Below are 25,149 nucleotides of genomic sequence, written 5' to 3' on the forward strand. Positions count from 1 at the left end.
GATGCCGGATCCTGAACACTCCTCGTTCCGCTGACCTTCTGACTTTGGCCCCTCGTCACCGAGGCGCCCAAGTTCAGGCCGGGGCATCGGCCACACGGTATGCCAGCAAGAGTGTCGAGGTCATGTGTCCCCGGTTCCCTGCTTGATGGGCCTGTGTCCGTTTCTCGGCCCGGATCGACTCCCGGATCATGGACAGTGAACCCGCCTCAGCGCCTAAAGCAAAGCTTACAGCAACGTTTACAGCAAAGCTTGGCCGGGGGTCTGGTCGTTCTCGTAATACGGTGAAGCTTCGCCGAAAAAACGTGTCATTAATGTGCCAGTCCCGGGGCGCGCGTATTACGACGAAGTAATTGCGGTAGCGAAGACAAGCTGATCGGCGCTATCGCCCTGAAATGCGCGACACTTTACGTCGCTCGACGATTCCCGGCTGCGATAACACTGTTCCGTTTCAGGAGAACGATCTTGAGAAACAAATCCAATCGGCAAAGCTTGCTGGCCACCACGATGATGGGCGGCATGGCGCTGGCGGCGGTCGCGGCGATCCCGCTGGTCGCGGTCGTGGCCACCCCGTCCGCCGCCGTCGCCCAGGACTTCACCAGCGGTGCCCTTCAGGGCTCGGTCCAGAACCTGGCCGGCGACCCGGTCGCCGGGGCTACGGTGACGGTGTCCCAGAACGAGCGCGCCTTCTCGCGCACCACGACCACGAACGGCGAGGGCGGCTTCCGCATCTCGGGCGCCCCGGTCGGCCGCTATACGGTGACGATCTCGGCCCCCGGCGTCGAAACCTTCACTGACACCAATGTCGCAATCGGCCTCGGCTCGACCGCCGACTACACCTTCACGGTCAACCAGGCCGGCGTCGTCGCTGACGGGTCCGACGTGGACGACATCATCGTGGTCGGTTCGCGTCGCGCCACGGTCGACTTCGACCGCACCACCACCGGCATCACCCTGGACGTCCAGGAGACCTTCGACCGCCTGCCGACCGCGCGGAACCTGACGGCCATCCAGCTGCTGGCCCCGCAGACCACGCCCGGCGACAGCGCCTTCGGCAACGAAGTGTCCATCGCGGGCTCGTCGGTTGCCGAGAACGTCTACTATCTCAACGGCATGAACATCACGAACTTCCGCACCTTCGTGGGCGGGAACACGGTGCCGTTCGAATTCTACCAGCAGGTCGACGTCAAGACCGGCGGCTTCCAGGCCGAGTTCGGCCGCAACACGGGCGGCGCCGTCGTCGCCGTGTCGCGCTCGGGCAGCAACGAGTTCCACGGCGGTGCCAACGTCTATTACAACCCCGACAGCCTGCGCGAGACGGTGCCGAACACCAGCGTCATCCGGGTCGACGGCACCACGGCGGTCTCGGCCAACAACGATCTTGACGAGCGTGAGCAGCTGGAGGGCAATGTCTGGCTGTCCGGCCCGATCCTCCGCGACCACATCTATTTCTTCGGCTTCTACAACGCCCGTGACTTCTCCCAGAGCGACACCAACGGCTCTGGAACCCGCTCGACCACGACGTTCAACGACCCGTTCTACGGCGGTAAGGTCGATTTCTACCTGAATCCGGACCACCGTCTGGAAGTCACCTATTTCAAGGATGACCAGTCCAACGAGACCCAGCAGCTGCTGGCCGGGGCCAGCGATCCCTCGCTGACCTTCAACGAGACCGGCGGCGAGACCTCGATCTTCCAGTACACCGGCAATCTGACCGACTGGCTGACCATCTCGGCCCTGTATGGCGACAACAGCTTCAACCAGAGCACCATCGGCAGCGCCGACAGCGAGCCCAGCGTCATCGGCTTCACCGGCCAGGGCACCCTGCGCGGCAACCCGGCCCAGCTGATTGAAACCGGGGTCGACGAGCGCAAGCTGATGCGTTTCGACGCCGATGTTTATGTCACCAACTTCTTCGGTGACCACCACATCCGCATGGGCGTGGACCGGGAAGACCTGACCACGTCCAGCGTCAGCAGCTTCTCGGGCGGCATCCAGTACGTCTACCGCGGCCCGGCCACGGGCACCCAGGTCGGCGGCGCGGTTCCGGCCAACACCCCCTATGTGCGCGTCCGGAACATCCAGCGCGGCGGGTCTTTCGACATCGAACAGACGGCCTTCTACATCCAGGACGCCTGGGATGTGACCGACCGCCTTTCGCTGCAACTGGGCGTGCGGGCCGAGAAGTTCGACAACAAGAACGTTGACGGTGACACCTTCGCCTCGACTGATTTCGACCTGTCGCCGCGCATCGGGGCCGCCTATGACCTGTTCGGGGATCAGCGGACCCGGCTGTCTGCCTTCTACGGCCGCTACTACATCCCGATCGCCGGCAATACGAACCTGCGTCTGGCCGGTGCCGAGCTGTTCACCGACGACTACTATTTCTACAACTCGGTCGGCGGCCTGACCCGCAACCCGGGTGAGACGGAGGCGCAACTCATCCTGCGCTGCGCCGCCGACCGCTCGAACGCATGCGCCCCCGGCCTCGTGGGCGATCCCTTCCTCGAGATCGTCAACTCCAACGGCGAGGCCTCCGATCCGGCCTCGCTGGTGTCCCAGAACCTCGAGGCCCAGCACCAGGACGAGTTCATCGTGGGTATTCGCCACGAGATGGACAACGGCTGGCGCTTCTCGGCCAACGCCACCTATCGCGAGCTCGGCGCGGTAATGGAGGACTACGACACCTCCTTCATCATCGGCGACTATTGCGCCTCGGTCGGCATCGCGCCGGCGGATTGCGGCGCGATCAACAACGCCGGGGAGTATGTCCTTCTGAACCCGGGTTCGGATCTGGTGATCTCGCCCGATCCCACCTCCTTCCCCTTCCTGGCCGGTCAAACGATCACCATCCCGGCGTCGATCCTCGACATTCCCGAGGCGGAGCGCACCTATCAGGCCCTCGAACTGTCGTTCGAGCGTCCCTGGGATGGCCGCTGGGCCCTGCAGGGTTCGGTGGTGCTGGCCAAGTCGGAAGGCAACATCGAGGGCGGCGTGAAGTCGGACAACGGTCAGGACGACACCGGCCTGACCCAGGACTTCGACGAGCCGGGCTGGACCGACGGGTCCTATGGACTGCTGCCGAACCACCGCGGCCAGACCTTCAAACTGTTCGGCAGCTACGCGGTTACCGACAGCATCACGCTCGGTGGCAACCTCTTCATCCAGTCGCCGCGGGCCTATGGCTGCATCGGCTCCTATCCGCTGGGTGACGGCCGCGCCGTGCCGTCGACCATCACGGCCAACTACTGCGTGCGTCCGGGTGGCAGTGTGCTGACGCCCCGCGGCTCGCAGTTCGACGGCCAGTGGACCAAGCGGTTCGACATGTCGGTCGCCTGGGACGTGCCGGTCTCCATCCCCGGCACCGTCCAGCTCCGCGCCGACATCTTCAACGTCTTCGATTTCACGGGCGTTGCGGACTACGACGAGGTGGGTGATGCCAGCGCCGGCACCGCCAGCCCGAACTACAAGAACATCCTGAGCTACCAGACCCCGCGGAACATCCGCATCGGCCTGTCCTACCAGTTCTAGGATCGACACGACGTCCTGACTGAGGGCGGCGGATCTCCGGATCCGCCGCCCTTTTTCGTGGCCGCTGACCGCCGCACAAAAACCATTGCGACGCTTCAGGCGTTGGGGAAGCCTAGCCCGTCAACAGCACCCGGATCCCCCATGCGCCTTCGTCTCGCCGCCTCGCTTCTCGCCCTGAGCCTCGCCGCCGCCACGCCCGGCCTGGCCCAGGACGGCCCCATCGTCACCGCCCGCGACGCCGGTGAAAGCGTCGACGCCCGCAATGCCCGCGAGGCGATCGCCTACGAAACGCCCCTGCCGCGCGGCGCGCCGGAACAGGACTATCCGCTGGTCGCCTGGTGCGCGGCGCTCGTCGAAGGCCACATCGCCCTGGGCCGGACCCTGACCGAAGCCGACGATCTGGACCGCGACATCATCCGTCTGGGCGGGCTGGAGGCGGCCGACTTCCGCGACGCCCTCGCCGCCGGCCGGGCCCGCCAGACCCCCGCCACGCTGGAGGCCGCCCGGCTCGCCGAGGCCGAGGCCGCCGCCAAATGGGTGCCCCTGATGGCCCAGACCGACGACCGCGCCCGCAGCGAGGCCTTCGGCCTGTTCTTCGGCCTGCCGGGCCGCTGCGAACACGCCGCCCGCCGCGTCCGCGCCAACATCACCACCCCGCCCGTGACGCTCGACGCCGCCGGTCTGGACGAGGTGGGTGTGGCGAAGGAGTAATTCCTCCCCCATCGGGGGAGGGGGACCGCGAAGCGGTGGAGGGGGCTCACCGCGAACGCCGATGTCTGGTTCGGGCCCCCTCCGTCACGGCGCGAAGCCGCGCCGCGCCACCTCCCCCGACGGGGGAGGATTACGCCGCCACGCCCCTCGCCACGTCCCCCGGTTCATAGTTCAGGATAGGCGCCAGCCAGCGTTCGCAGGTCTCCACGTCCCAGCACTTCCTGCGCGCATAGTCCTCGACCTGGTCGCGATCGATCTTGCCGACGCCAAAGTAATGGCTGTCCGGGTGCCCGAAATACAGGCCTGAGACCGAGGCGGGCGGGGTCATGGCATAGCTCTCGGTCAGGGCCATGCCGGCATTCGTTTCCGCCTGCAGCAGCCGGAACAGCGTCGCCTTTTCCGTATGGTCCGGCTGGGCCGGATAGCCGGGGGCCGGGCGGATGCCCTGGTATTTCTCGGCGATCAGGTCGTCGGTCGTGGTCGTCTCATCCGGCGCATAGCCCCACAGTTCGGTCCGCACCTTCCTGTGCAGCGCCTCGGCGAAGGCCTCCGCCAGCCGGTCGGCGAGGGCCGCGGCCATGATGGCGGAATAGTCGTCGCCCGCGTCCTTGAACCGCTTCGAGGTCTCGACCTCGCCGTGGCCCGTGGTGACCGCAAACGCCCCGATCCAGTCCTGCCCCTCCGGCGCGACAAAGTCCGACAGGGCCGAGTTGGGCTTGCCGTTCGACTTGGCGATCTGCTGGCGCAGGGTGTGGAACCGCGCGATCTCGGTCGTTCGGCTCTCGTCGGCGAACACCACCACGTCGTCCTGATCGGCATTGGCGGGCCAGAAGCCGACCACGCCCTTCGCCGTGAACCACTTCTCGTCGATGATCCGCTTCAGCATGGCCTGCGCATCCTTGAACAGGTCCTTCGCCGCCTCTCCGACGATCTCGTCCTCCAGAATGTGCGGATAGCGCCCGATCAGCTCCCAGCTGGCGAAGAAGGGCGTCCAGTCGATGCGATCGGCCAGATCGGCCAGATCCCAGGCCTCGAACGTGCGCGTGCCGATGAACGACGGGGCCGACGGCCGCGGCGCGGTCCAGTCGATGGCGAACCGGTTCTCGCGCGCCTTGGTCAGGCTGGTGCGCGCCTTGACCTCCTGACCCCGGGCATATTGCTCGCGGATGCGGATGTATTCGTCCCGCGTCAGGGCCTCGTTCTTGGCCCGCTCGGTCTTGGACAGCAGGCCCGACACCACGCCCACGGCGCGTGAGGCGTCCACCACATAGGTGGTCGAGCCCTTGCGATAGCCCGGCTCGATCTTGACCGCCGTATGGGTCCGGCTGGTGGTCGCCCCCCCGATCAGCAGGGGAATGTCGAACTCGCGCCGCTCCATCTCGCGCGCCACGAACACCATCTCGTCCAGCGACGGCGTGATCAGCCCCGACAGCCCGATGATGTCGACGTTCTGCTCCTTCGCGGCGTCCAGGATCCGGTCGGCCGGTACCATGACGCCCAGGTCGATGACCTCGTAGTTGTTACACTGAAGCACGACCCCGACGATGTTCTTGCCGATGTCGTGGACGTCGCCCTTGACCGTGGCCATCAGGATCCGGCCCGCCTGCTCGCGCGGCTTGCCGGCCTTTTCGGCCTCCATGAAGGGCTCCAGCCAGGCCACGGCCTGTTTCATCACCCGCGCCGACTTCACCACCTGGGGCAGGAACATCTTGCCCGCGCCGAACAGGTCGCCGACCACATTCATCCCGTCCATCAGCGGACCCTCGATGACGTGCAGCGGCCGTTCGACCCCCAGCCGCGCCTCCTCGGTGTCGGCGTCGATGAATTCGGTGATGCCGTTGACCAGGGCGTGCTCGATCCGCTTGCCCACGGGGGCGTCGCGCCACTTCAGGTCGACGACCCGCGCCACCCCCTTGTCGCCCTTGTAGTTGGGGGCGATGTCCACCAGCCGCTCGGTGTTCGAGACGTTGGTCCGCTGCGGCCGGTTCAGGATCACATCCTCGACCGCCTCCCTCAGGGTCGGGTCGATGTCGTCATAGACGGGCAGGTCGCCGGCATTGACGATGCCCATGTCCATGCCCGCCTGGATGGCGTGGTACAGGAACACACTGTGGATCGCCCGGCGCACCGGCTCATTGCCGCGGAAGCTGAACGAGACGTTCGACACCCCGCCCGAGACGCGGGCGTAGGGCAGGGTGGCCTTGATCGCCCGGGTGCCCTCGATGAAGTCGACGGCATAGTTGTCGTGCTCCTCGATCCCCGTCGCCACGGCGAAGATGTTGGGATCGAAGATGATGTCCTCGGGCGGAAACCCGACCTCGTCGACCAGGATGCGATAGGCCCGCGTGCAGATCTCGATCTTGCGCGCGGCCGTGTCGGCCTGACCCACCTCGTCGAAGGCCATGACCACCACGGCGGCCCCATAGCGCAGGCATTTGACCGCCTGGGCGCGGAAGGCGTCCTCGCCCTCCTTCATGCTGATCGAGTTCACGATCGGCTTGCCCTGGACGCATTTCAGCCCCGCCTCGATCACCTCCCATTTGGAGGAGTCGATCATCACCGGCACGCGGGCGATGTCCGGCTCGGCCGCTATCAGGTTCAGGAAGGTGACCATGGCCGACTTCGAGTTCGAGCAGGCCCTCGTCCATATTGATGTCGATGATCTGGGCCCCGGCCTCGACCTGCTGGCGCGCGACCGTCAGGGCAGCCGTATAGTCACCCTCGACGATCAGCTTCTTGAATTTGGCCGAGCCGGTGACGTTGGTTCGTTCGCCGACATTGATGAAGGTGGGACGCAAGGGGGCTGTATTCCTGGGTTAGGGCGCGGGGACGGGCGTGCGCGCGGCGGTGACCTCGATCTCGACGAGGAAGCCGGGGCCGGCGAGGCCCGCGACCTGAACGGTCGAACGTGAGGGACGGTTGGGCTGGTCGGGCGTGCCGAAATGGCGGCTGTAGGCCCGCATCATCCCGGCGAAATCCATCCGCTCCGATCCCGGAGGGGCGACCAGATAGACGGTCATGGAGACCACGTCCGCCATCGTCAGCCCCCGCGTTTCCAGCAGCGCCCGGATCTTGTTGAAGGTCGACTCCGACTGGGCCTCGGTGTCGCCATAGGCGGCCACCGTGCCGGCCGGGGCCGCCGGATCGGCGACACTGGGCAACTGGCCGCTCAGGAAGATGATCTCGCTGCCCGCCGGCACGGTCACCGTCGAGGCGATGAAGGCATTGGGGCCCGGATAGGTGCGTTCGATCTCCTGCGCCTGGGCGGGCAGGGCGGTGACGACGAGGGCCCCGGCGAGGAGGGAGGCCTGGAATGCGGTTGTGAAGGTCATGGTCTGGATCTCCGGTTCAGGCGTTCAGGGCATGCTGGCGGGCGGCGATGGCATTCACGGCGCGCCAGCCCGAGACGATCGCCCCCTGCTGCCAGGCACCGACGTGGCTCAGGTGTTCGCCCGCGAAATGATACGGGCCGTCCGGCTCGTTCATCAGGGTGTAGCCGGCGCTGTCGCTCCGGGCGATGTGACCCTCGATCCCGAGCGAATAGGGCACCCGCGACCAATGCACCGTGACCCCCTTCGACAGGGCCCCGGACTGACCGGGATGCAGCCGCTCGACCGAGGCCTTCGCATAGGCCTGACCCTCCGCCCATGACAGCGACCCCAGCCGCGTCGCCGCGCCCCCGAAGGCATAGCCCGCCACCAGAACGCCGGTGTCGTGCAGGAACCGCCCCGAGGGATACCAGGTCATCAGGGTATCCCGGTCGGTGAAGCTCAGCCCGCCATAGATGTGATCGTTGCTCTCCCAGAACCGCGGGCCCTGGAAGGCGACCTTGGTGGAGTCCGAATACTCCGACCGGGTCACCACCGCCCGCCGGTCGGCCGAGAAGTCGCACGCGATCCCCGCCAGCACCGGGAAGGGGATGGTACAGACACAGTGATCGGCCGTGAGGGCCTGACGCCGGCCGGTGGCGTCCTTCCAGATCACCTCCACGCCATTGCCCTTGCGCTGCAGCCGCGTCACCTCGGCGTTCAGCGTGATGGCGTCGCCCAGACTCGTCGCGAACGCCGCCGGGATGCGGTCCATCCCGCCGACCGGCTGCAGCATGGTGGCCTGCATGTCGAAGGCGTCGTGAAAGGCCGGGGCGCGCCACGCCATGGGATGCATCAGGGCCGCCAGCGTCAGGGCGTCGCGCGGCTTGCCGGTCACATCGCCCGCCGACGGCTCGATCTCCAGACCGGACATCGAACTCTGGCGGAACATCAGGTCGGGATCCAGCTGCCCCCACTGGATCAGGTTCTGAACCAGCATGGCCTTGTCCTCGGCGCTGAACGGCAGGTCGACCCCGCCGTTCTGGACCCCCTTGGCCAGCAGGGAGGCGACATTGCCCCGGATCCCGTGGATGGCCTGACGCATCTGCATCGGCTTGCCGCCGTTGAAGGTGTCCGACTGGATCAGCGCCCCACGCGAGTGGTTGACCATCACCTCCATCTCGACGCCCAGGGTCTTGCAATAGCCCAGGGTGGCCTGATGATGGCTGGGGATCCGGGCCGCGCCCGCGTTGAAATACTGGCCCTCGTCGAAGGTGCAGGTCTGGTCCGGGGCCCCGGTGTGGCTCACTTTCGACCCGCCCCGCACCGTCCAGTTCCGTCCCCCGACCCGGTCGCGCGCCTCCAGAACCGTGACGCTGTATCCCGCCTTCCTCAGCTCGTAGGCGGAGGACAGACCCGCCAGACCCGCGCCGAGGATCACCACACTGCAGCCGGCCCCCGATCCGGGGGGCAGGGCGGGGGTCTCGGCGTGCGCCACCCCGTCGTCCACCAGCCCCATCATCCGCATGGTCGTATAGAGGGCCGCTGTCCCCCCGACCGCCGCAATCCTGTTCAGAAACGCCCGACGTGTACTCAACATGGCCCGATCCCCCTGGCTCATCTCGCAGATGCGAGAAGAGCATCACGGTTCCGGAAGCGTGACCACAGGAAATGACGGGTTCGGACGACATCAGCGCGAAATCCGGCCGCTGTGGCCTGACGGCACACCCTCTCCCGGCAGGAGAGCGGCACCCTGCCGGATGGGGTCCGGGACGGTCAGGCCTTCGCCGACAGGAATGCAAGTGTGAGCCATCACGCGTAGGCCACCCAGCCGCACCAGTAGAGGCCCCGGAACACGGGTTCGATGTCCCGGAAACCGGCCTCGGTGAGGAGGTCCTCGTCCCGCGCCGGGCCGACGCAGTTGAGCTGGGTACGCACGCGTTCGTGCGCCTCCTTCAGGACCTTCGGGTCCATTTCGCTGTCGCTGCCGAACGTCAGATAGCGGTCGAACTGCCGCTCCGACGCGGGATCGGTCCGGTCGATGCTCAGGTGGGCGATGACGAAAGGCGCGCCGGGCTTCAACCGGCTGCGGATGGCCTTCAGGGTCTCCAGCTTCGCGCCGTCATCCGGCACGAAATGCAAGGTCAGCAGGCAGGTCGCGGCATCGAAGGGCCCCTCAGGCGCCTCGAAGACATAGCCTTCCAGCCAGTCCACGGTCCCGGGGTCGCCGAGATAGGCCTTGCCTTGGCCAATCATCTCGGCCGACGGATCGACGGCGCAGAACCGGGCCCCGGGGAAGGCGTCGATCAGGGTCTTCAGCTCCAGCCCGCCGCCGCCGCCGACCACGAGAACCTGCCTGGGCGACGTCTCGGCCAGCAGCTGGGCCATGATGCGGTGCAGGCCGTCGAACCCGGGAATGATCTTCCGCGGCCGGTCGGCATAGGTCCGCGCATGCTCCGGATCCTTGAACAGCGTGGCGATCCTGTCGGTCATCACGCCACCAGCTCGAACGGTTCCAGCCCGCTCAGCCGCATCGCCACCGGCCGCTCCGGGATCTCCCGCGTGGCCAGTTTCGACACCGCCTCGGCCGTGTGGCGGATGTGGTCCGGCGTCGTGCCGCAGCAGCCGCCGACGATGTTGACCAGACCGGACGCCGCCCATTCCTCGATGAAGTGGGCGGTCTCGTGCGGCTCCTCGTCATACTGGCCCATGGCATTGGGCAGTCCGGCATTGGGATAGGCGGCCACCAGCGTATCCGCCACCCGGCTCAGTTCGGCGATGAAGGGCCGCATCAGATCGGCCCCCAGGGCGCAGTTGAAGCCGACGGCGAACGGCTTGGCGTGCCGCACGCTGTTCCAGAAGGCCTCGGCGGTTTGGCCAGATAAGGTCCGGCCCGAGCGGTCGGTGATGGTGCCCGAAATCCAGATCGGCAGGGGCTCCAGCCCCTCGTCCTCGAGGTCCTTGATGGCCTTGATACAGGCCTTGCAGTTCAGCGTGTCGGTGATGGTCTCGATCAGATACAGGTCGACCCCGCCCTCGTTCAGCGCCTTCACCTGATGGCGATAGGCGTCATAGACCTGGTCGAAGGTCACCAGCCGCGCGCCCGGATCGTTCACGTCCGACGACATCGACAGCATCTTGTTCAGCGGCCCGATCGAGCCGGCGGCGAAGCGGGGCTTGTGCGGTTCCTTTTCCGTCCAGCGATTGGCCGAGGCCCGGGCCAGTTTCGCCCCCTCCAGATTGATGTCCCACACCGACTGCGCATCGAGATGATAGTCGTCCTGGGCGATCACCGTGGCCGAGAAGGTGTTGGTCTCGCTGATGTCCGCGCCGGCGGCGAAATACTGGTCGTGCAGGTCGCCGATGACGTCCGGGCGGGTGATGCACAGGATGTCATTGTTGCCCTTCATCTGGCCGACATGGTCCGTGAACCGGTCGCCGCGGAAATCTTCCTCCGACAGCTCCCGCCGCTGGATCATCACCCCCCAGGATCCGTCGAGCACCAGGATGCGTTCCTTCGCGGCCTGATGCAGGGCGGCGATACGGTTTGCGCGGGTCGTCATGCGGCGGCCTTCTGTTCGCGAACACCCAGCACCCGGCAAATCGCATAGACCAGGTCTGCGCGGTTCAGGGTGTAGAAGTGGAAGTCGGAAAACCCTTCCTCCTGCAGCCGGGCACAGGTCTCGGCCGCAACGGAAGCCGCGAGCAGCTTGCGCGTCTCCGGGTCGTCGTCGAGGCCCTCGAAATGGGCCGCCAGCCAGGCCGGCACCGAGGCCCCGCACGATCCGCACATGCGCTGCAGGCCGGCGAAGTTCGACACGGGCATGATCCCGGGGATCAGGGGGATGGTCACCCCCGCCGCCCGGACCCGGTCGCGGAACCGCAGGAAGGCGTCGATATCGAAGAAGAACTGGCTGACCGCGCGGGTCGCGCCCGCGTCGATCTTGGCCTTCAGCACCTCGATGTCATGGTCGATCGACGGGCTTTCCGGATGCTGCTCCGGATAGACGCCGACCGTGACGTCGAAGCCGCCGACGCGGGTGATCGCCCGGGTCAGTTCGGTGGCATTGGCATAGCCGTCCGCGCGCGGCTGATAGACCCCGCCGATGCCGGCCGCGCCGGGCGGATCGCCGCGCAGGGCCACGATGTGGTTCACCCCGATCGCCTTGTAGTCGCGGATGACCTCGTCGACCTCGTCACGGCTGGCGTCGACGCAGGTCAGGTGGGCGGCGGGCTTCAGAGTCGTCTCGGTCAGCATCCGCTGCACCGTCCGGTGCGTCCGCTCGCGGGTCGATCCGCCGGCACCATAGGTCACCGAGACGAACGCCGGGTTCAGGGGCTCCAGCCGGCGCACGGCCTCCCACAGGGTCTCTTCCGCCTTGTCGGTCTTGGGCGGGAAGAATTCGAACGAGACACGCACGGGGTTGGCGTTCTGACCCGCGCGGGCGACGGGCCCCAGCGGCGACAGCAGCAGCGCCCGCGCGTCGGCCAGGGTAGGGGAGGAGAGGGCCATCAGGCGACATTCCTTGCTGCGGTGGCGGCCGGTCGGGTCGCGGTCCAGATGGTGACGGTCAGGCCCGCCGTGTCCGGGGGCAGGGCGATCGAGGCGGAGGCGTCGAGCCCAGCCTCGCCCAGCCAGCGCCCGATCTCCTCGTCGGCGAAGCCCAGCCGGCGGTGCTGATGCTCGTCCCTCAGCCGCTCCAGCTCATGGGGGGCGAAATCAACGATCAGAAGTTTTCCCTCCGGCCGCACCAGCCGCGCCGCCTCGGCCACGGCCGCCGCCGGATCGGCCAGGTAGTGCAGCACCTGATGCACCAGCACCAGATCGGCCGACTGGGCCGGCAGGCGGGTGGCGAAGATGTCGCCGTGCCTCAGCTCCACCGTCTTCAGCCCGGCCCGGGCGACATTGGCGCGGGCGATGTTCAGCATGTTCTGGCTCAGATCCAGCCCGATCGACCGGCGCGCGGTCTGGCCCAGCAGGGTCAGCATCCGCCCCGAGCCGGTGCCCAGATCCACCACCCGGTCGAACGGCCCCGGGCCCGCCGCCCGGGTGATGGCGCTCTCGACCGCGCTCTCGGACACATACAGCGACCGGATCCGGTCCCATTGCGGGGCGATCTGTTCGAAATAGGCGGCGGCCGCCTCGGCCCGTTCGTCGCGCACGGCCTCCAGCCGGCGATGGTCGGCCTCGCCCGCAGCGTCGTCCAGCAGGTCCAGCACCGTGTCGATCAGCCGCCTCACCGCCGGCTCGTGCGACACCCGGTAGAAGACCCGCGCCCCGTCGGGGAAACGCTCGATCAGCCCGGCGTCGGCCATCAGCTTCAGGTGCCGCGAGACCCGGGGCTGGCTCTGTTCCAGCACCCGGCCCAGCTCCATGACCGAAAGCTCCTCGCCCGCGAGCAACAGCAGGATGCGCAGCCGCGTCGGCTCGCCGGCGGCGCGCAGGGCTTCGATCGTCTGGTCGGCGCTCAGGGACATGGGAAGACCTCTTGAGCGAAAACATATAAGGATATCCTTATATGATGCAAAGCCGGAATTCGCCCGACCGTCACCGCACCGGCGTTACCGGTGGCTCGCCCGCCGCCACCGCCATCAGATTGCGCAGCATCAGCATCGCCATCCCCTGCACCGCGGCCTGCGTCGCGCCCCCCGAATGCGGTGTCAGCACCACATTGGGCACCCCGGCCCAGCGCGCCGCCGGCGTCGGCTCGGTCCCGAACACATCCAGCCCGGCCCCGCCCAGCCGTCCGTCCTTCAGCGCCGCGATCAGGGCGTCCTCGTCCAGCAGCGACCCGCGCGCCACATTGACCAGCACCCCCTCCGGGCCCAGCGCCTCGATCACCGCGCCCGAGACCAGCCCCCGGTTGGCGTCCTCCGCCCGGCAGGCGACCACCAGCACATCCGACCCCGCCGCCAGCTCCATGATCGACCCTGCCCGGGACCATTCCGCGTCCGGCTTGTCCCGGGGCCCCCACCAGCGCACGGCACAGCCCATGACCGCCACCCGGCGCGCCACCGCCTCGCCGATCGCCCCCAGACCGACGATCCCGACCCGCCGCCCGGCCATGGACGGGGTCATCAGCCGCCGCTCCGCCACCCAGTCCCCCGCCGTCACCGTCGCGTGCCCGGCCACGATCCCGCGCACCACGGCCAGCATCAGCCCCAGGGCCTGATCCGCCACATCCTCATGATTGACCCCGGGGGCATGGGTGACCACCAGCCCCCGCGCCCGGCAGTCCGCCACATCGATCCCGTCATAGCCCGAGGTGAAACAGGCCACGTGCCGCAGCCCCGGCAGCCGGTCCAGCAACGCCGGCTCCAGCACCTCCTCGCCCAGCACCACCACCGCCGACACCCGCGCCAGCGCCTCGTCCGTCGGCGCCGCCCACAGCCGATGCACCGTGAACCCGCTCTCCAGCAGGGGCACCAGACCGGCCAGGGCCGGGGAGACGATCAGGGTTTCGGGCCGAATCTCGGGACAGTCGGTCATGCCCGACCCTAGCACTGCCCGCGCCGGTCCGCCGAAAGGCGCTGTCTCAGGACACCGCCGCCCCCCCGCACAGGGGCCTTTGCCGGTTGTACCGGTCCCACACCACCACCGTGCCGCTGCGCAGCATGGCGCAGTTGATCTCCTCGCCCGCCCGCGTCCAGCACACGGCCGTGATCCGCTCATAGCTGCGCCCCGTCCGCTCGCAGCTCAACGCCTGTCCCCCCGCCAGCCGCCGCAGCGCCGCCGTCGCCGCCGCGCCCGAGGCCTCGGGACAGGGATGGCCCGGCGAACAGGTCTCGTCCCGCTCCCGCGCCGCCAGCGCATGCAGCCGCACCCGCGTCCCGTCCGCGCATCTCAGCGTATCGCCGTCGGTGATCGCGGCCACGTCACAGTCGAACCGGGCCGGCGCGGCCTCGCCCGGCGTCCCGGCCTCGGGCGCCGCGGCCCCGGAGGTCACCGGCGCGTTCAACATCCCCACAAAGGCCACCGCCGCCACCAGCGCCACGACCAGCGGAAACCGCCGGTCCGTCCGCCTGTGTCCATCGTACCGGGTCATGGCCCCAGCCTCGACCGGCCGCCGTTAACACGCGGTCAATGCTGGGGAGAGGGCTTGTGACGCACCGTTCCTCCCCCATCGGGGGTCGACGCAGGGCCGGCGGAGCCGGGCCAAGGAGGGGACCGCGAAGCGGTGGAGGGGGCGGGCCGCGCGCGACGCCACCCTCTCCCGGCGGGAGAGGGCTTGAGGCTCGCAGAGCGAAGCGATGCGCCAGCCGAAAGGGTGAGGCGCTGATCTGTCCGGGGCCCACGGTGAGGACTGCGCCTCACCCTTTCGCGCAAGAACACTCGCTAACGCTCGCGTGCGCTCAAGCCCTCTCCCGCCGGGAGAGGGGGCAGATCACGCCGTGCGCTCAAGCCCTCTCCCGCCGGGAGAGGGATGAGGATTACCGCCCGAATTTCTGGAACTTGATCCGATGCGGGATCAAGGCGTCGGTGCCGAGGCGACGCTTCTTGTCCTCTTCATAGGCCTCGAAATTCCCCTCGAACCATTCGACGTGGCTGTCGCCCTCGAAGGCCAGGATGTGGGTGGCCAGACGGTCCAGGAACCAGCGGTCGTGGGAGATGACCACGGCGCAGCCGGCGAACTCCTCCAGCGCCTCCTCGAGGTTCTGCAGCGTCTCGATGTCCAGATCGTTGGTCGGTTCGTCCAGCAGGATCAGGTTGCCGCCGGTGGCCAGGGTCTTGGCCAGGTGGACGCGGTTGCGCTCCCCGCCGGACAGCTGGCCGACCTTCTTCTGCTGGTCGCCGCCCTTGAAGTTGAAGCTGCCGACATAGGCGCGGGTGTTGATCTCGCGCTTGCCCACCATCATCACATCGGTGCCGCCGCTGATCTCTTCCCAGATGGTCTTGTTGGGATCCAGGCTGTCGCGCGACTGGTCGACATAGGCCAGCTTGACCGTCTCCCCGACCTTGATGGTGCCGCCGTCCGGCGTCTCCTGGCCGGTGATCAGGCGGAACATGGTCGACTTGCCGGCGCCGTTGGGGCCGATGACGCCGACGATGCCGTTGGGCGGCAGCTTGAACGTCAGATTGTCGAACAGAAGCTTGTCGCCGTACGACTTCTGCAGGCCCTCGACCTCCAGCACCACATTGCCCAGACGCGGCCCGGGCGGGATCTGGATATGGGCGTGGGTCTGGGCCCCGCGCAGGTTCTCCTGCTCGGTCACCATCCGCTCATAGGCGGCCAGACGGGCCTTGGACTTGGCCTGACGGGCCTTGGCACCACTGCGGACCCATTCCAGTTCGCGGGTCAGGGCGCGCTGGCGGGCCTCGGATTCGGAGTTCTCCTGCACCACCCGCTTCTGCTTCTGCTCCAGCCAGCTGGAGTAGTTGCCCTCATAGGGAATGCCCTTGCCGCGATCGAGCTCCAGCGTCCACTTGGTCACCAGATCCAGGAAGTAGCGGTCGTGGGTCACCAGGATGACGCAGCCCGGGAAGGCCTCCAGATGGTGCTGCAGCCAGGCCACGGACTCGGCGTCGAGGTGGTTGGTCGGTTCGTCCAGCAGCAGCATGTCGGGCTTGGACAGCAGCAGGCGGGCGAGCGCCACGCGGCGCTTCTCGCCGCCGGACAGATTGGTCACCGCCCAGTCGTCGGGCGGGCAGCGCAGGGCGTCCATGGCCATCTCGATGCGGCTGTCGATGTCCCAGACGTCGCCAGCGTCGATCTTTTCCTGGAGGGCGGTCATCTCCTCCATCAGCTCGTCGGAATAGTTCTCGGCCATCTCCATGGCGATGGCGTTGAAGCGGTTGACCCACTGCTTCTCCTCGCACCAGGCCTCGACGTTCTCGCGGACGTTCAGGCTGTCGTCCAGGTGGGGCTCCTGCTCCAGATAGCCGCGCTTGACCCCGTCGGCCGCCTTCGCCTCGCCGGTGAACTCCGGATCGATGCCGGCCATGATCTTCAGCAGCGTCGACTTGCCCGACCCGTTGACCCCCACGACGCCAATCTTGGCGTCGTTGTAGAAGCTCAGCCAGATGTTCTCGAAGATCTTCTTGCCGCCCGGAAAGGTCTTCGTCAGACCCTGCATCTGGAAGATATATTGTTGCGCCATGAGGTGCGATGCGCCCTGTCGTCAAAATTTATGGGAAGGTCGGGGCTGGATGTAGCGATCCCAGCGCCCTGAGGCAAATAGCCTGGACCTGTCCGGAGGCGGATTGAAGGCGGGCGGACGCCTACCAGCGAAACAGGACGCGACCGACCAGCGCGCCACCGGCGACCGCCAGGGCGATCCCCAGTGAATACCAGACCATGACGAAGCTGGTGGTTTGCTCGGGGCAATGCAGGCCGTACAGGGTGGTGGCGAGGGCGGCGGTCAGGAGCCCCGCGGCCGCCCCGGCCGCGCCCGGCCGCATGGGGGCGAAACTCCGCGCCGCCCCGAAGACGAAGGGGGCGGCGACCAGGCTGAGGATCAGGATCAGGGGCGCACAGGCGCGGGCGCTTTCGCCCATCACGGCGGGCATCCGCTCGGCCTCAGCGAGAGTCGCAACTTCCCAGGCGGTGAACCCCGTGGCGGCCGTCAGGACAACAGCAAGCGCGGTCAGAGGAGGCCGGATCGCCGACCCAGGCCGTCCGAGCCGGTCCAGCAGCCAGAAGCCGACCACACCCAGCGCCCCGGTGTAGACCGCCTTGATCCAGAACGTCGGTCCCATCATCGCCGCGCCCAGATCCTCGCGGAATCCCAGCCACAGGCCTACCCCCAGCAGCACCATCAGCCCGCCCGCGCACAGGGCCAGCAACAGGCGACGTTCGAGCTGTCGCGGCCGTGCGGCGGGCAGGTCGGCGGCCAAGGCCTCGATCAGGTCGTCAGTCTTCATCTTCGCCTCCGTCGACGGACGCGGGCGCAAAGCGGGCGTTCAGGGACTTGAGACTGCGGTGGATCGACACCTTGGCCGCAGTCAGGGTGTAGCCATGCCTCTCGGCGGCCTCGGCCACGGTCAATCCACCAAGCCTGACATCCTCGATCAGGCGGCGCTGACGGGCCGGAAGCAGGGCGAGAATCCGGGTCAGATCGGCGCGCGTAGCCCCGTCCTCGACCGTATGGTGGGCGAACAGGGCAGAGGCTTCCTCCAGCGGATGGGTGGGGCGGCGGCCCTGCCGCCGGAGATGATCCACCAGCTTGTGCCGGGCGATGGCAAAGGCCCAGGCCGTGAAGGTCTGGTTCCGGTCCCAGGTCGCCCGTTTGGCGTGGATGGCGATCAGCGTCTCCTGCACCAGATCCTCGGCGTCCGCGCCGCCGTTGAACAGGCGTCGCCTGAAATAGGGTCGCAGATGCGCGCCCAGATCGGACAGCAGATGCCGCCAGGCGAGGGCGTCGCCATCAAGGCCGCGCAGCATCAGGGCTTTGAGTTGGGCTTCGCGGTCGGTCACGTGCGCCCTGTTACGATGGGGGACGGCGAAGGTTACACGGCCTCAGGCATAGTTGAAGCTGATCGAGATTCTCTCGGCCTTTGCCGCGTTGGCCGGTACCTCGTGACGCAGCCAGCTCTCCCACATCAGCACCGTCCCGGCGGCGGGGGTCAGATAGACGAAGGGCTGTTCCTGCTCGGGCGCGTCGGCCTCGACTGAGGGGCGGGCCATCATCATCGGCAGGCGGGGGTCTTCCAGCTTCAGCGCCGAGGCCCCGTCCGGCACCTCGACATAGACCGTGCCGCTGAGAAAGGCGTGGGGGTGGATATGCCCGGAGTGCGACCCGCCGGGCTTGAGGATGTTGACCCACAACGTATCCAGCCGGGGCTTTCTGGCGAGATCGAAGTTCAGCGCCTTCGCATAGGCGAGCGCGTGGCGGTCCAGATGCTTCTTCAGTTCCGCGAACTCGGGCAGGCGCTGGGGCAGGTCATTCAGCGAGCCGTAGGAGGTATAGCCGCGATAGTTGTGGGTCCGGCACCAGGCGCGTCCAGCCCCGTCCTCGGCGGCCAGCATGCGGCAGGCGTCCGCGAGGCCGTCATTGAAGGCCGCGAAGCCGGGTGTGGTCGCCAGCGTGGCCTCATAGACCTGGGTGACGAAGAGCGGGCGCAGGGACATGGGGCAGGGCTCTAGCGCAGGCCGGCCGCCTCGTCGCGGACGATCTGGCCGTCCTTGATCACCAGCCGGACGGCCCGGACGGCCGCAATGTCCGCTGTGGGATCGCCCTCGACCGCCACGAGATCGGCCAGCAGACCGGGCCGGATTGCCCCCCGGTCAAACAGGTCAAAAATCGCGGCATTGCCTGACGTGGCGGCAATGAGCACCTGCGCGGCGGACATGCCCGCGGTGGCCATGAGTTCCATCTCCAAGGCGTTGTCGCCATGCGCATAGACGCCGACGTCGCCTCCCATACAGATCGGAACACCCGCAGCGCGGGCGGCGGCGAAGGCGGCGCGCTTTGTCAGGACGTTCTGCGGGGCCGGTTCGGTGCCGTCCCATCCCCGGTAGCGGGTGATCGACTCCGTCGCGGCCAGGGTGGGGCACAGGGCGACACCGCGCTCTGCCATCAGCCGGAAGATCTCCGGTGTGCCCGCGTCGCCGTGTTCCAGGGTGTCGGCCCCGGCCAGAATCGACCGGCGGATGCCCTCGACCGTCCCGGCGTGGATCGCGACCTGTCGACCGGCCGAGTGCGCCACCTCGACCGCCGCGGTCAGTTCGTCCTGGGTGAAGGTCGGGCGACTCGGCTCGCCGGGTCCCCAGCGATAGTCGGCATACAGTTTGACCACATCGGCACCGGCCCCGATCTGGCTGCGCACGGTGCGGATCAGGTCATCGGCATCCGCTTCCTCCGCCCCCAGCGGAACGTCGACGCCCGGCTCGAAGCCCTTGGGGCCATAGGCCCCCGTGGCGACAATAGCCCGGCTGGCGATCAGCAGGCGGGGGCCGGGGACAATGCCCTCGGTGATGGCGCGACGCAGACCGGCGTCCGCATAGCCTGCGCCCTCCGTGCCCAGATCGCGCACGGTGGTAAACCCGGCCATCAGGGTGGCGCGAGCATGGTTGACCGCCCGCGCGGTCCGCAGGGCCAGCGGCTCGTGCAGGACCTGATCGTCCCACGGTGTCTCATTATAGGGGTGCAGGAACAGGTGGGCGTGGCCCTCGATCAGGCCGGGGATCAGGGTCTGGCCCGGCAGATCGATGATCCGCGCACCCGGAGGCGGCGTGATTCCGGGGCCAGCGGCCTCGATCCTCTGGCCACGCACCATCACCGTCCAGTCCGTGTGGGGTCGCGGCGACACACCGTCGAACACACGGTCGGGGCGCAGCACCAACACATCCTGGGCCGCGGCCACGGAAGCGAACGACAACGTCAGCAGGATCAGGATCAGGCGCATCACCCAAACAAGCGCGGTCTGTCCGGATCGGCAAGCGGCTACCACGCCAGCCCGGCCTCGCCCCTCAGGATCGCCTCGGCTTCGGGCGCGTGTTTGGCCCCGGACCGGTCATGCAGGATCAGGGCGGGCAGCAGACGCAACGGGGCCCGCCCACCCTTCCGGGCACGGACCAGCACCCGCTTTGCCGGTTGGTCGGCGAAAGGCTGGACCGGACGGATAACGAACGAGCCGCAGCGTTTTCCCAGCAGGGCCAGCAGGTCAGCAAGCCGGTCCGCTCGATGAATGACGACGATGCCGCCACCGTCCCGCACGCCGCGCGTCAGGAAATCGGTCCACACCTCAAGGCCATCATCGGCGATCCAGGCCCCGCGCTTGGCCGGAGCGGGCGCACGAAGGGTGGTCTCGTCATCAAAGAAGGGGGGATTCGACACCGCCCAGTCGAACGGCGGGCGGTCGAGGGTTGCAAACCCGTTAGCCACGTCCCCCGTGATGATCTCGACCCGGTCGTCCATGACGTTCAGCGCGGCGTTGCGCCGGGCCAGACCTGCGGCGGTACTGTCGCGTTCCACACCTGTCAGACGGGTGTCCGGGCAGCGGGCTGCAATCTGCATCAGAACCGCACCGGCCCCGCAGCCGGCCTCCAGCACCCGGTCTTTCGGACCCGCGGGCAAGGCCGCCGCCAGAAGGGCGGCGTCCATGCCTGCGCGATAGCCCTGTGCCGGCTGCAGCAGCCGGAGCTTTCCACCCAGAAGGGCGTTCTCGACGACGTCCGCGGCGGCGGAAGACTCCGGGGGAGGGGATGCGACGGTCATGCGGCTTGACCCTTCATGGTCGGGTCACCATTGTCCGGCCGAGCGCGACGCCGCAAGACGCCGTGACGTTTCGGCGAGGCGATCTTCCCACGCCCCGCACTTTTGAGAGAGTTTTCTGTTGGATGCCGTCACTCTGACCGCTCCCCGCGCCAAAGGCCCCCGCGCCGAGGGCGATGTGGAGACCCTGGCCCGGCTGGCCCGGGTCGACATGGCGGCGGTCGACGCCCTGATCGTGGCACGCATGCAGTCGCCGGTCCCCGTCATTCCCCTGCTGGCTGAACATATTGTGTCCGCCGGCGGCAAACGCCTGCGGCCGCTTCTGACCATCGCCGCCGCCCGTGCGATCGGTTCTCCGGCCGGGCAGGGGATCGACAATGCACTCAAACTGGCGGCCTCGGTCGAGTTCATCCACACGGCCACCCTCCTGCACGATGATGTGGTGGACGGGTCCGAGCGCCGTCGGGGCAAGGTCGCCGCGCATCTGATCTGGGGTTCGGCGACGAGCGTGCTGGTGGGCGACTTCCTGTTCGCCCGGGCCTTTGAGCTGATGGTCGAAACCGGCCAGCTCAGGGCGCTGGGCATCCTCGCCCAAGCGTCCAGCGTGATCGCCCAGGGCGAGGTGCTTCAGCTCACCCGCGCGCATGATCTGAACCTCGACCAGGAAACCTACCTGCGGATCGTCTCGGCCAAGACCGCCGAGTTGTTCGCCGCCGCAGCCGAGGCCGGCGCGGTCGGCGTGGACGGAGATCAGGCCGCGACCTCCGCCCTGCGGTCCTATGGACTGAACCTCGGGCTGGCCTTCCAACTCGCGGATGACGCCCTGGATTACGGGGGCACCTCGGAAGCGCTCGGCAAGAATGCCGGAGATGACTTCCGCGAGGGCAAGGTGACGCTTCCGCTGCTGCTGGCCGTCGCCCGGACGCGCGGCCGCGAGGATGCCTTCTGGGAGCGCACGATCAACCGCGGCGAGCGGACCGAGGACGATTTCCGTCGCGCCCGTGAATTGGTCATCGGCACCGGTTCGGTTTCGGCCACGCTGGATGCGGCGGGCGACTATGCGGATGCAGCCAAGACCGCCCTTCGAGTCCTGCCGGCCAGCCCGTGGCGTGACGCCCTGGACGGCCTGGCCGACTTTGCGGTCAGCCGGGCCGCCTGATGCTGGGGGTGTTGGTCCTCGCAGGCCAATTGGCATTGCAGGAGCCGCCCCGGTTCACCATGGTGCCCGTAGACGGTGACACGACGACCGCGGAGGTTTTCGACCTCAAGTCTTCTGACGTGGAGGCGGAGGTTGCCGGCATGCTTCCCGGGGCCGCCGTGCTTGAGATCCGCTCGACCGATGGAGTGAGCATGGCGTATCGCGCCGGCACGCTGCCCGGCGGTCCCATCGTCATGTATGCGAACGCACGGCCCCACGAGTTGCCCAAGTTCGCCTGTCGCATGGCGCGCGATCCGCAGGGCGTCATCGACAATACCGAGCGGGCTATCCGGTGGTGTTTCACGTTTGTGAGCGAAGCCAGGCTGGTGCTGACTGTCCCTCCGCTGCCGCCACCGTCGGGGCCGTTGCCGCCTATTTGAGACTCTGCGGCGAACCTCTGGATGCGGCTGCAGGCCTCTTCCAGCACCGCTTCCGAGGTGGCGTAGCTGATGCGGAAATAGGGGCTGAGACCGAACGCGGCCCCATGCACGACGGCCACGCCCTCGGCTTCCAGCAGGGCGGAGGCGAAGGTCTCGTCGCCGTCGATCACCACGCCGCTTTCGGTCGTCTTGCCGATCAGGCCGTGGATCGACGGATAGACGTAGAAGGCCCCCTCCGGATTGGGGCAGCGGATCCCCGTCGCCTGGTTCAGCATCGAGACCACCAGATCCCGCCGCTTCTCGAAGGCCGCGCCGCGCTCCTTGATGAACGCCTGCGGACCGTTCAGAGCTTCCACGGCGGCGGCCTGGCTGATGGAAGCGGGATTTGAGGTCGTCTGGCTGGCGACCTTGCGCATCAGGTCGATCAGCGCCTTGGGCCCCCCCGCATAGCCGATACGCCAGCCGGTCATGGCATAGGCCTTGGACACGCCGTTGACGGTCAGGGTTCGGTCGTACAGGTCCGGCGCGACCTGGGCGATCGTCGTGTATTCAAAATCTCCGTAGGTCAGGTGCTCGTACATATCGTCGGTCAGCACCCAGACATGGGGGTGACGACGCAGGACGTCGGCCAGAGCTTCAAGCTCCGCCCGCGTATAGGCCGCGCCGGTCGGGTTGGACGGGCTGTTCAGGATCAGCCACTTCGTCCGGGGCGTGATCGCCGTCTCCAGAACCTCGGGGCGCAGCTTGAAGCCGTCCGCCTCCTCGCCCGTGACGAACACCGGCTCGCCGCCGGCCAGAAGCACCATATCGGGATAGCTGACCCAGTAGGGGGCGGGCACGATGACCTCGTCGCCCGGGTTCAGCGTGGCCACGAACGCATTGTAGATCACCGGCTTGCCGCCCGGAGCGACGTGGATCTGGGCGGCCGTATAGGTCAGGCCGTTCTCGCGGGCGAACTTGGCGACGATGGCCGCCTTCAGCTCGGGCGTGCCGTCGACGTCGGTGTATTTGGTCTCCCCACGCTGGATGGCCGCGATGGCGGCCGCCTTGATGTTCTCGGGCGTATCGAAGTCCGGCTCTCCGGCCCCCAGACCGATGACATCCACGCCCTGACGCTTGAGTTCGCGCGCCTTGGCGGTGACCGCCAGGGTCGCGGAGGGCTGGACGCGGGCGAGGGCGGCGGACTGCAGGCTGGACATTTCGATTCCCGGGGAGAGCGGCGGTCTCTCTTAGGACGATGGCGAGGTCGGATCAAACCGTCAGGCTCGCGTGTGGACCGCCCGGGATGCTAGGGGCTCGCGCATGCGGGGTCTGCTCGATTTCATCCTGAACATGGAGTCCCGGCGCTGGCGGACGGCGCTGGCGGCGGCGCTGCTGCTGGGCGCGACCTTCGGACTGCTGTTGCTCGGCAAGAGCCAGCTGGGTCTGGCCGCCGAGGAGAATCTGGAAGGCTGGCTGCAGGGGTATCGCGGCAGCCCGTGGGCGTTCGCCGCGACAGTCGTGCTGTTCGTGGCCGCGGCCTTCATCGGCGCGCCCCAGTTCATCCTGATCGCGGCCTGTGTGGTCGCCTTCGGACCCTCGTTGGGGTTCGTCTACAGCTGGGTCGCCACCGTGGCCTCGGCCGGCGTCACCTACTGGCTGGGACGCGGGCCGACGGCCCGCATGCTCGACCGGTTTGGCGGCAGAACGCTCGAGCGGCTGAAGCGATTCGTCGGGCGCAATGCCTTCTACGCCAGCTTCATGATCCGCAATGTGCCGTCGGCGCCCTTCATCGTCGTCAATATGGCCTTCGGGGCCACCCGGGCCTCCTTTCCCGCCTTTCTGGCAGGCTGTGCGCTGGGCGTCCTGCCTAAAACAGCGCTGGTCGCCTTCTTCGGGGGCGCGGTGGTGGCAGCGGTCAGCGGAGACGGCGTCTGGACCTCCCTGATCCTCGCCGCGATCGCCGTTGTCTGGATGGGGCTGATGCTGGGGGTGCGGGAACTGGTCCGCCGTCGGGAACGGAGGGTTGGCGATTCGGATTGAAACCGGCATTGTTACGGTTGCCCGGTTGGCCTATGTCGTTCGCGAACACGACCGACAGGACTCCATCCCATGCTGAAGCTCTATTACTCCGCCGGTGCCTGCGCGCTCGCCTCGCACATCGCCCTGGAAGAGGCCGCCGCCGACTATGAGATCGAGCACGTCAATCTCAGACAGGGCGAACAGCGCACACCAGCCTATCTGGCCATCAATCCCGCCGGCTCCACGCCGGCCCTCGTGACCGGGCACGGCGTTCTGACCGAGAACGCCGTCATCATGGATCACATTGCCCGGACGCACCCCGAGGCCGGTCTCGTGCCCGAACCACTCAGCTTCGCCTGGAGCCGGATGCAGTCCCTGAACGGCTGGATGGCCTCGTCCCTGCATCCGGCGATCGGAAAGCTGTTGTTCGGCCGCCCGCCGCTCGAAGGCGAGGCGAGGGCGGTACAGGCCGATTTCGCGCTCGGCAAGTTCGACATCGTCGAGCAATCCCTGCTGACCGGCCCCTGGGCCATGGGGGACCAGTACACCGTGGCTGATGGCTATCTGTCTGTTTTCACACGCTGGGCCCGGCAGGCGGGGCTCCTGGACCAGACCCGCTTTCCCCGTCTGAACGATCATCTGGATCGTGTTCAGGCCCGGCCGGCGGTCCAGCGCGTGCTGTCCGCCGAGGGCCTCGCCCCGCTCTGATGCCGGGCGAGCCACTCCGGCAAGCGGAGCCGTAACCGGGTCGTGATCGCGGCCGCGTCATCGCGCTGTATCGGGGCTTGTATTCACCTGCCCATGCGGGCAAACGAGCGCACAGCCGGTCAGGCGAGGACGATCAGGAAGTTCGCTGTGTATGGGGATA

At 67.8% G+C, this 25,149-nt stretch carries 19 protein-coding genes and 2 pseudogenes; 5 read left to right on the forward strand and 16 right to left on the reverse strand.

Features of this window, described 5'->3' with window-relative positions:
• Positions 1-462: 462 nt before the first annotated feature.
• Together SJY26_RS09480 and SJY26_RS09485 are read left to right on the forward strand one after the other, a co-directional pair.
• A complete protein-coding gene (locus SJY26_RS09480; RefSeq protein WP_396592812.1) occupies positions 463-3,528 on the forward strand; it encodes a TonB-dependent receptor domain-containing protein in 3,066 nt (1,021 codons plus the stop codon).
• Positions 3,529-3,669: 141 nt separating this feature from the next.
• Positions 3,670-4,239: a hypothetical protein gene (locus SJY26_RS09485; RefSeq protein WP_396592813.1), complete on the forward strand. Its 570-nt coding sequence runs from the start codon at positions 3,670-3,672 to the stop codon at positions 4,237-4,239.
• A 130-nt stretch (positions 4,240-4,369) separates the two neighbouring features.
• Here SJY26_RS09485 and metH read toward each other — a convergent pair.
• The 15 genes and pseudogenes from metH to SJY26_RS09560 all read right to left on the reverse strand — a co-directional run bounded on the left by metH (position 4,370) and on the right by SJY26_RS09560 (position 20,705).
• Positions 4,370-7,037: pseudogene (gene metH, locus SJY26_RS09490) on the reverse strand (methionine synthase).
• Positions 7,038-7,055: 18 nt separating this feature from the next.
• Positions 7,056-7,571: a RidA family protein gene (locus tag SJY26_RS09495; RefSeq protein ID WP_396592814.1), complete on the reverse strand. Its 516-nt coding sequence runs from the start codon at positions 7,569-7,571 to the stop codon at positions 7,056-7,058.
• A gap of 16 nt (positions 7,572-7,587) precedes the next feature.
• The gene (locus SJY26_RS09500; RefSeq protein WP_396592815.1) at positions 7,588-9,147 is read right to left on the reverse strand and encodes a flavin monoamine oxidase family protein; all 1,560 of its coding nucleotides are present in this window, start codon (positions 9,145-9,147) and stop codon (positions 7,588-7,590) included.
• Positions 9,148-9,359: 212 nt separating this feature from the next.
• Entirely contained in the window at positions 9,360-10,040 is a 681-nt protein-coding gene (locus tag SJY26_RS09505; protein WP_396592816.1) for a class I SAM-dependent methyltransferase, read from the reverse strand.
• Entirely contained in the window at positions 10,040-11,110 is a 1,071-nt protein-coding gene (locus SJY26_RS09510) for a homocysteine S-methyltransferase family protein (RefSeq protein WP_396592817.1), read from the reverse strand. The genes SJY26_RS09505 and SJY26_RS09510 overlap by 1 nt, the downstream gene beginning before the upstream one ends.
• Positions 11,107-12,060 (reverse strand): methylenetetrahydrofolate reductase [NAD(P)H], encoded by a 954-nt coding sequence (metF, locus tag SJY26_RS09515; RefSeq protein ID WP_396592818.1) that lies wholly within the window; start codon positions 12,058-12,060, stop codon positions 11,107-11,109. Before metF ends, SJY26_RS09510 begins: the two co-directional genes overlap by 4 nt.
• The gene (locus tag SJY26_RS09520; RefSeq protein WP_396592819.1) at positions 12,060-13,025 is read right to left on the reverse strand and encodes an ArsR/SmtB family transcription factor; all 966 of its coding nucleotides are present in this window, start codon (positions 13,023-13,025) and stop codon (positions 12,060-12,062) included. The genes metF and SJY26_RS09520 overlap by 1 nt, the downstream gene beginning before the upstream one ends.
• Positions 13,026-13,095: 70 nt before the next feature.
• Positions 13,096-14,037 carry a 2-hydroxyacid dehydrogenase gene (locus tag SJY26_RS09525; protein ID WP_396592820.1) on the reverse strand — a complete coding sequence of 314 codons (942 nt, stop codon included), beginning with the start codon at positions 14,035-14,037 and terminating at the stop codon, positions 13,096-13,098.
• A gap of 46 nt (positions 14,038-14,083) precedes the next feature.
• Complete coding sequence (locus tag SJY26_RS09530) at positions 14,084-14,593, reverse strand: thermonuclease family protein (RefSeq protein ID WP_396592821.1); 510 nt, start codon at positions 14,591-14,593, stop codon at positions 14,084-14,086.
• A 385-nt stretch (positions 14,594-14,978) separates the two neighbouring features.
• Complete coding sequence (gene ettA / locus SJY26_RS09535) at positions 14,979-16,646, reverse strand: energy-dependent translational throttle protein EttA (RefSeq protein ID WP_396592822.1); 1,668 nt, start codon at positions 16,644-16,646, stop codon at positions 14,979-14,981.
• Positions 16,647-16,767: 121 nt separating this feature from the next.
• Complete coding sequence (locus tag SJY26_RS09540) at positions 16,768-17,409, reverse strand: NrsF family protein (RefSeq protein ID WP_396592823.1); 642 nt, start codon at positions 17,407-17,409, stop codon at positions 16,768-16,770.
• The gene (locus SJY26_RS09545) at positions 17,399-17,962 is read right to left on the reverse strand and encodes a sigma-70 family RNA polymerase sigma factor (protein ID WP_396592824.1); all 564 of its coding nucleotides are present in this window, start codon (positions 17,960-17,962) and stop codon (positions 17,399-17,401) included. The genes SJY26_RS09540 and SJY26_RS09545 overlap by 11 nt, the downstream gene beginning before the upstream one ends.
• A 42-nt stretch (positions 17,963-18,004) precedes the next feature.
• A complete protein-coding gene (locus SJY26_RS09550) occupies positions 18,005-18,616 on the reverse strand; it encodes a TIGR02466 family protein (protein ID WP_396592825.1) in 612 nt (203 codons plus the stop codon).
• A gap of 11 nt (positions 18,617-18,627) precedes the next feature.
• On the reverse strand, positions 18,628-19,893 hold the full coding sequence (locus SJY26_RS09555; RefSeq protein ID WP_396592826.1) for an amidohydrolase family protein: 1,266 nt from the start codon (positions 19,891-19,893) through the stop codon (positions 18,628-18,630).
• A 38-nt stretch (positions 19,894-19,931) separates the two neighbouring features.
• A complete protein-coding gene (locus SJY26_RS09560; protein ID WP_396592827.1) occupies positions 19,932-20,705 on the reverse strand; it encodes a tRNA1(Val) (adenine(37)-N6)-methyltransferase in 774 nt (257 codons plus the stop codon).
• Between the two features lie 175 nt (positions 20,706-20,880).
• Between SJY26_RS09560 and SJY26_RS09565 the strand changes: the two genes are divergently transcribed.
• A complete protein-coding gene (locus SJY26_RS09565) occupies positions 20,881-21,861 on the forward strand; it encodes a polyprenyl synthetase family protein (protein ID WP_396595734.1) in 981 nt (326 codons plus the stop codon).
• 424 nt (positions 21,862-22,285) lie between these two features.
• Here the strand turns inward: SJY26_RS09565 and SJY26_RS09570 are convergent.
• Positions 22,286-23,479 (reverse strand): annotated as a pseudogene (locus SJY26_RS09570) (pyridoxal phosphate-dependent aminotransferase); the annotation flags it as partial.
• Positions 23,480-23,582: 103 nt separating this feature from the next.
• Between SJY26_RS09570 and SJY26_RS09575 the strand changes: the two are divergent.
• Positions 23,583-24,302, forward strand: a complete 720-nt coding sequence (locus SJY26_RS09575; protein ID WP_396592828.1) for a TVP38/TMEM64 family protein — start codon at positions 23,583-23,585, stop codon at positions 24,300-24,302.
• 69 nt (positions 24,303-24,371) lie between these two features.
• Complete coding sequence (locus SJY26_RS09580) at positions 24,372-24,989, forward strand: glutathione S-transferase family protein (protein WP_396592829.1); 618 nt, start codon at positions 24,372-24,374, stop codon at positions 24,987-24,989.
• Positions 24,990-25,149: the final 160 nt, after the last annotated feature.

Source organism: Brevundimonas sp. R86498 (assembly GCF_044598075.1).
GTDB lineage: Bacteria > Pseudomonadota > Alphaproteobacteria > Caulobacterales > Caulobacteraceae > Brevundimonas.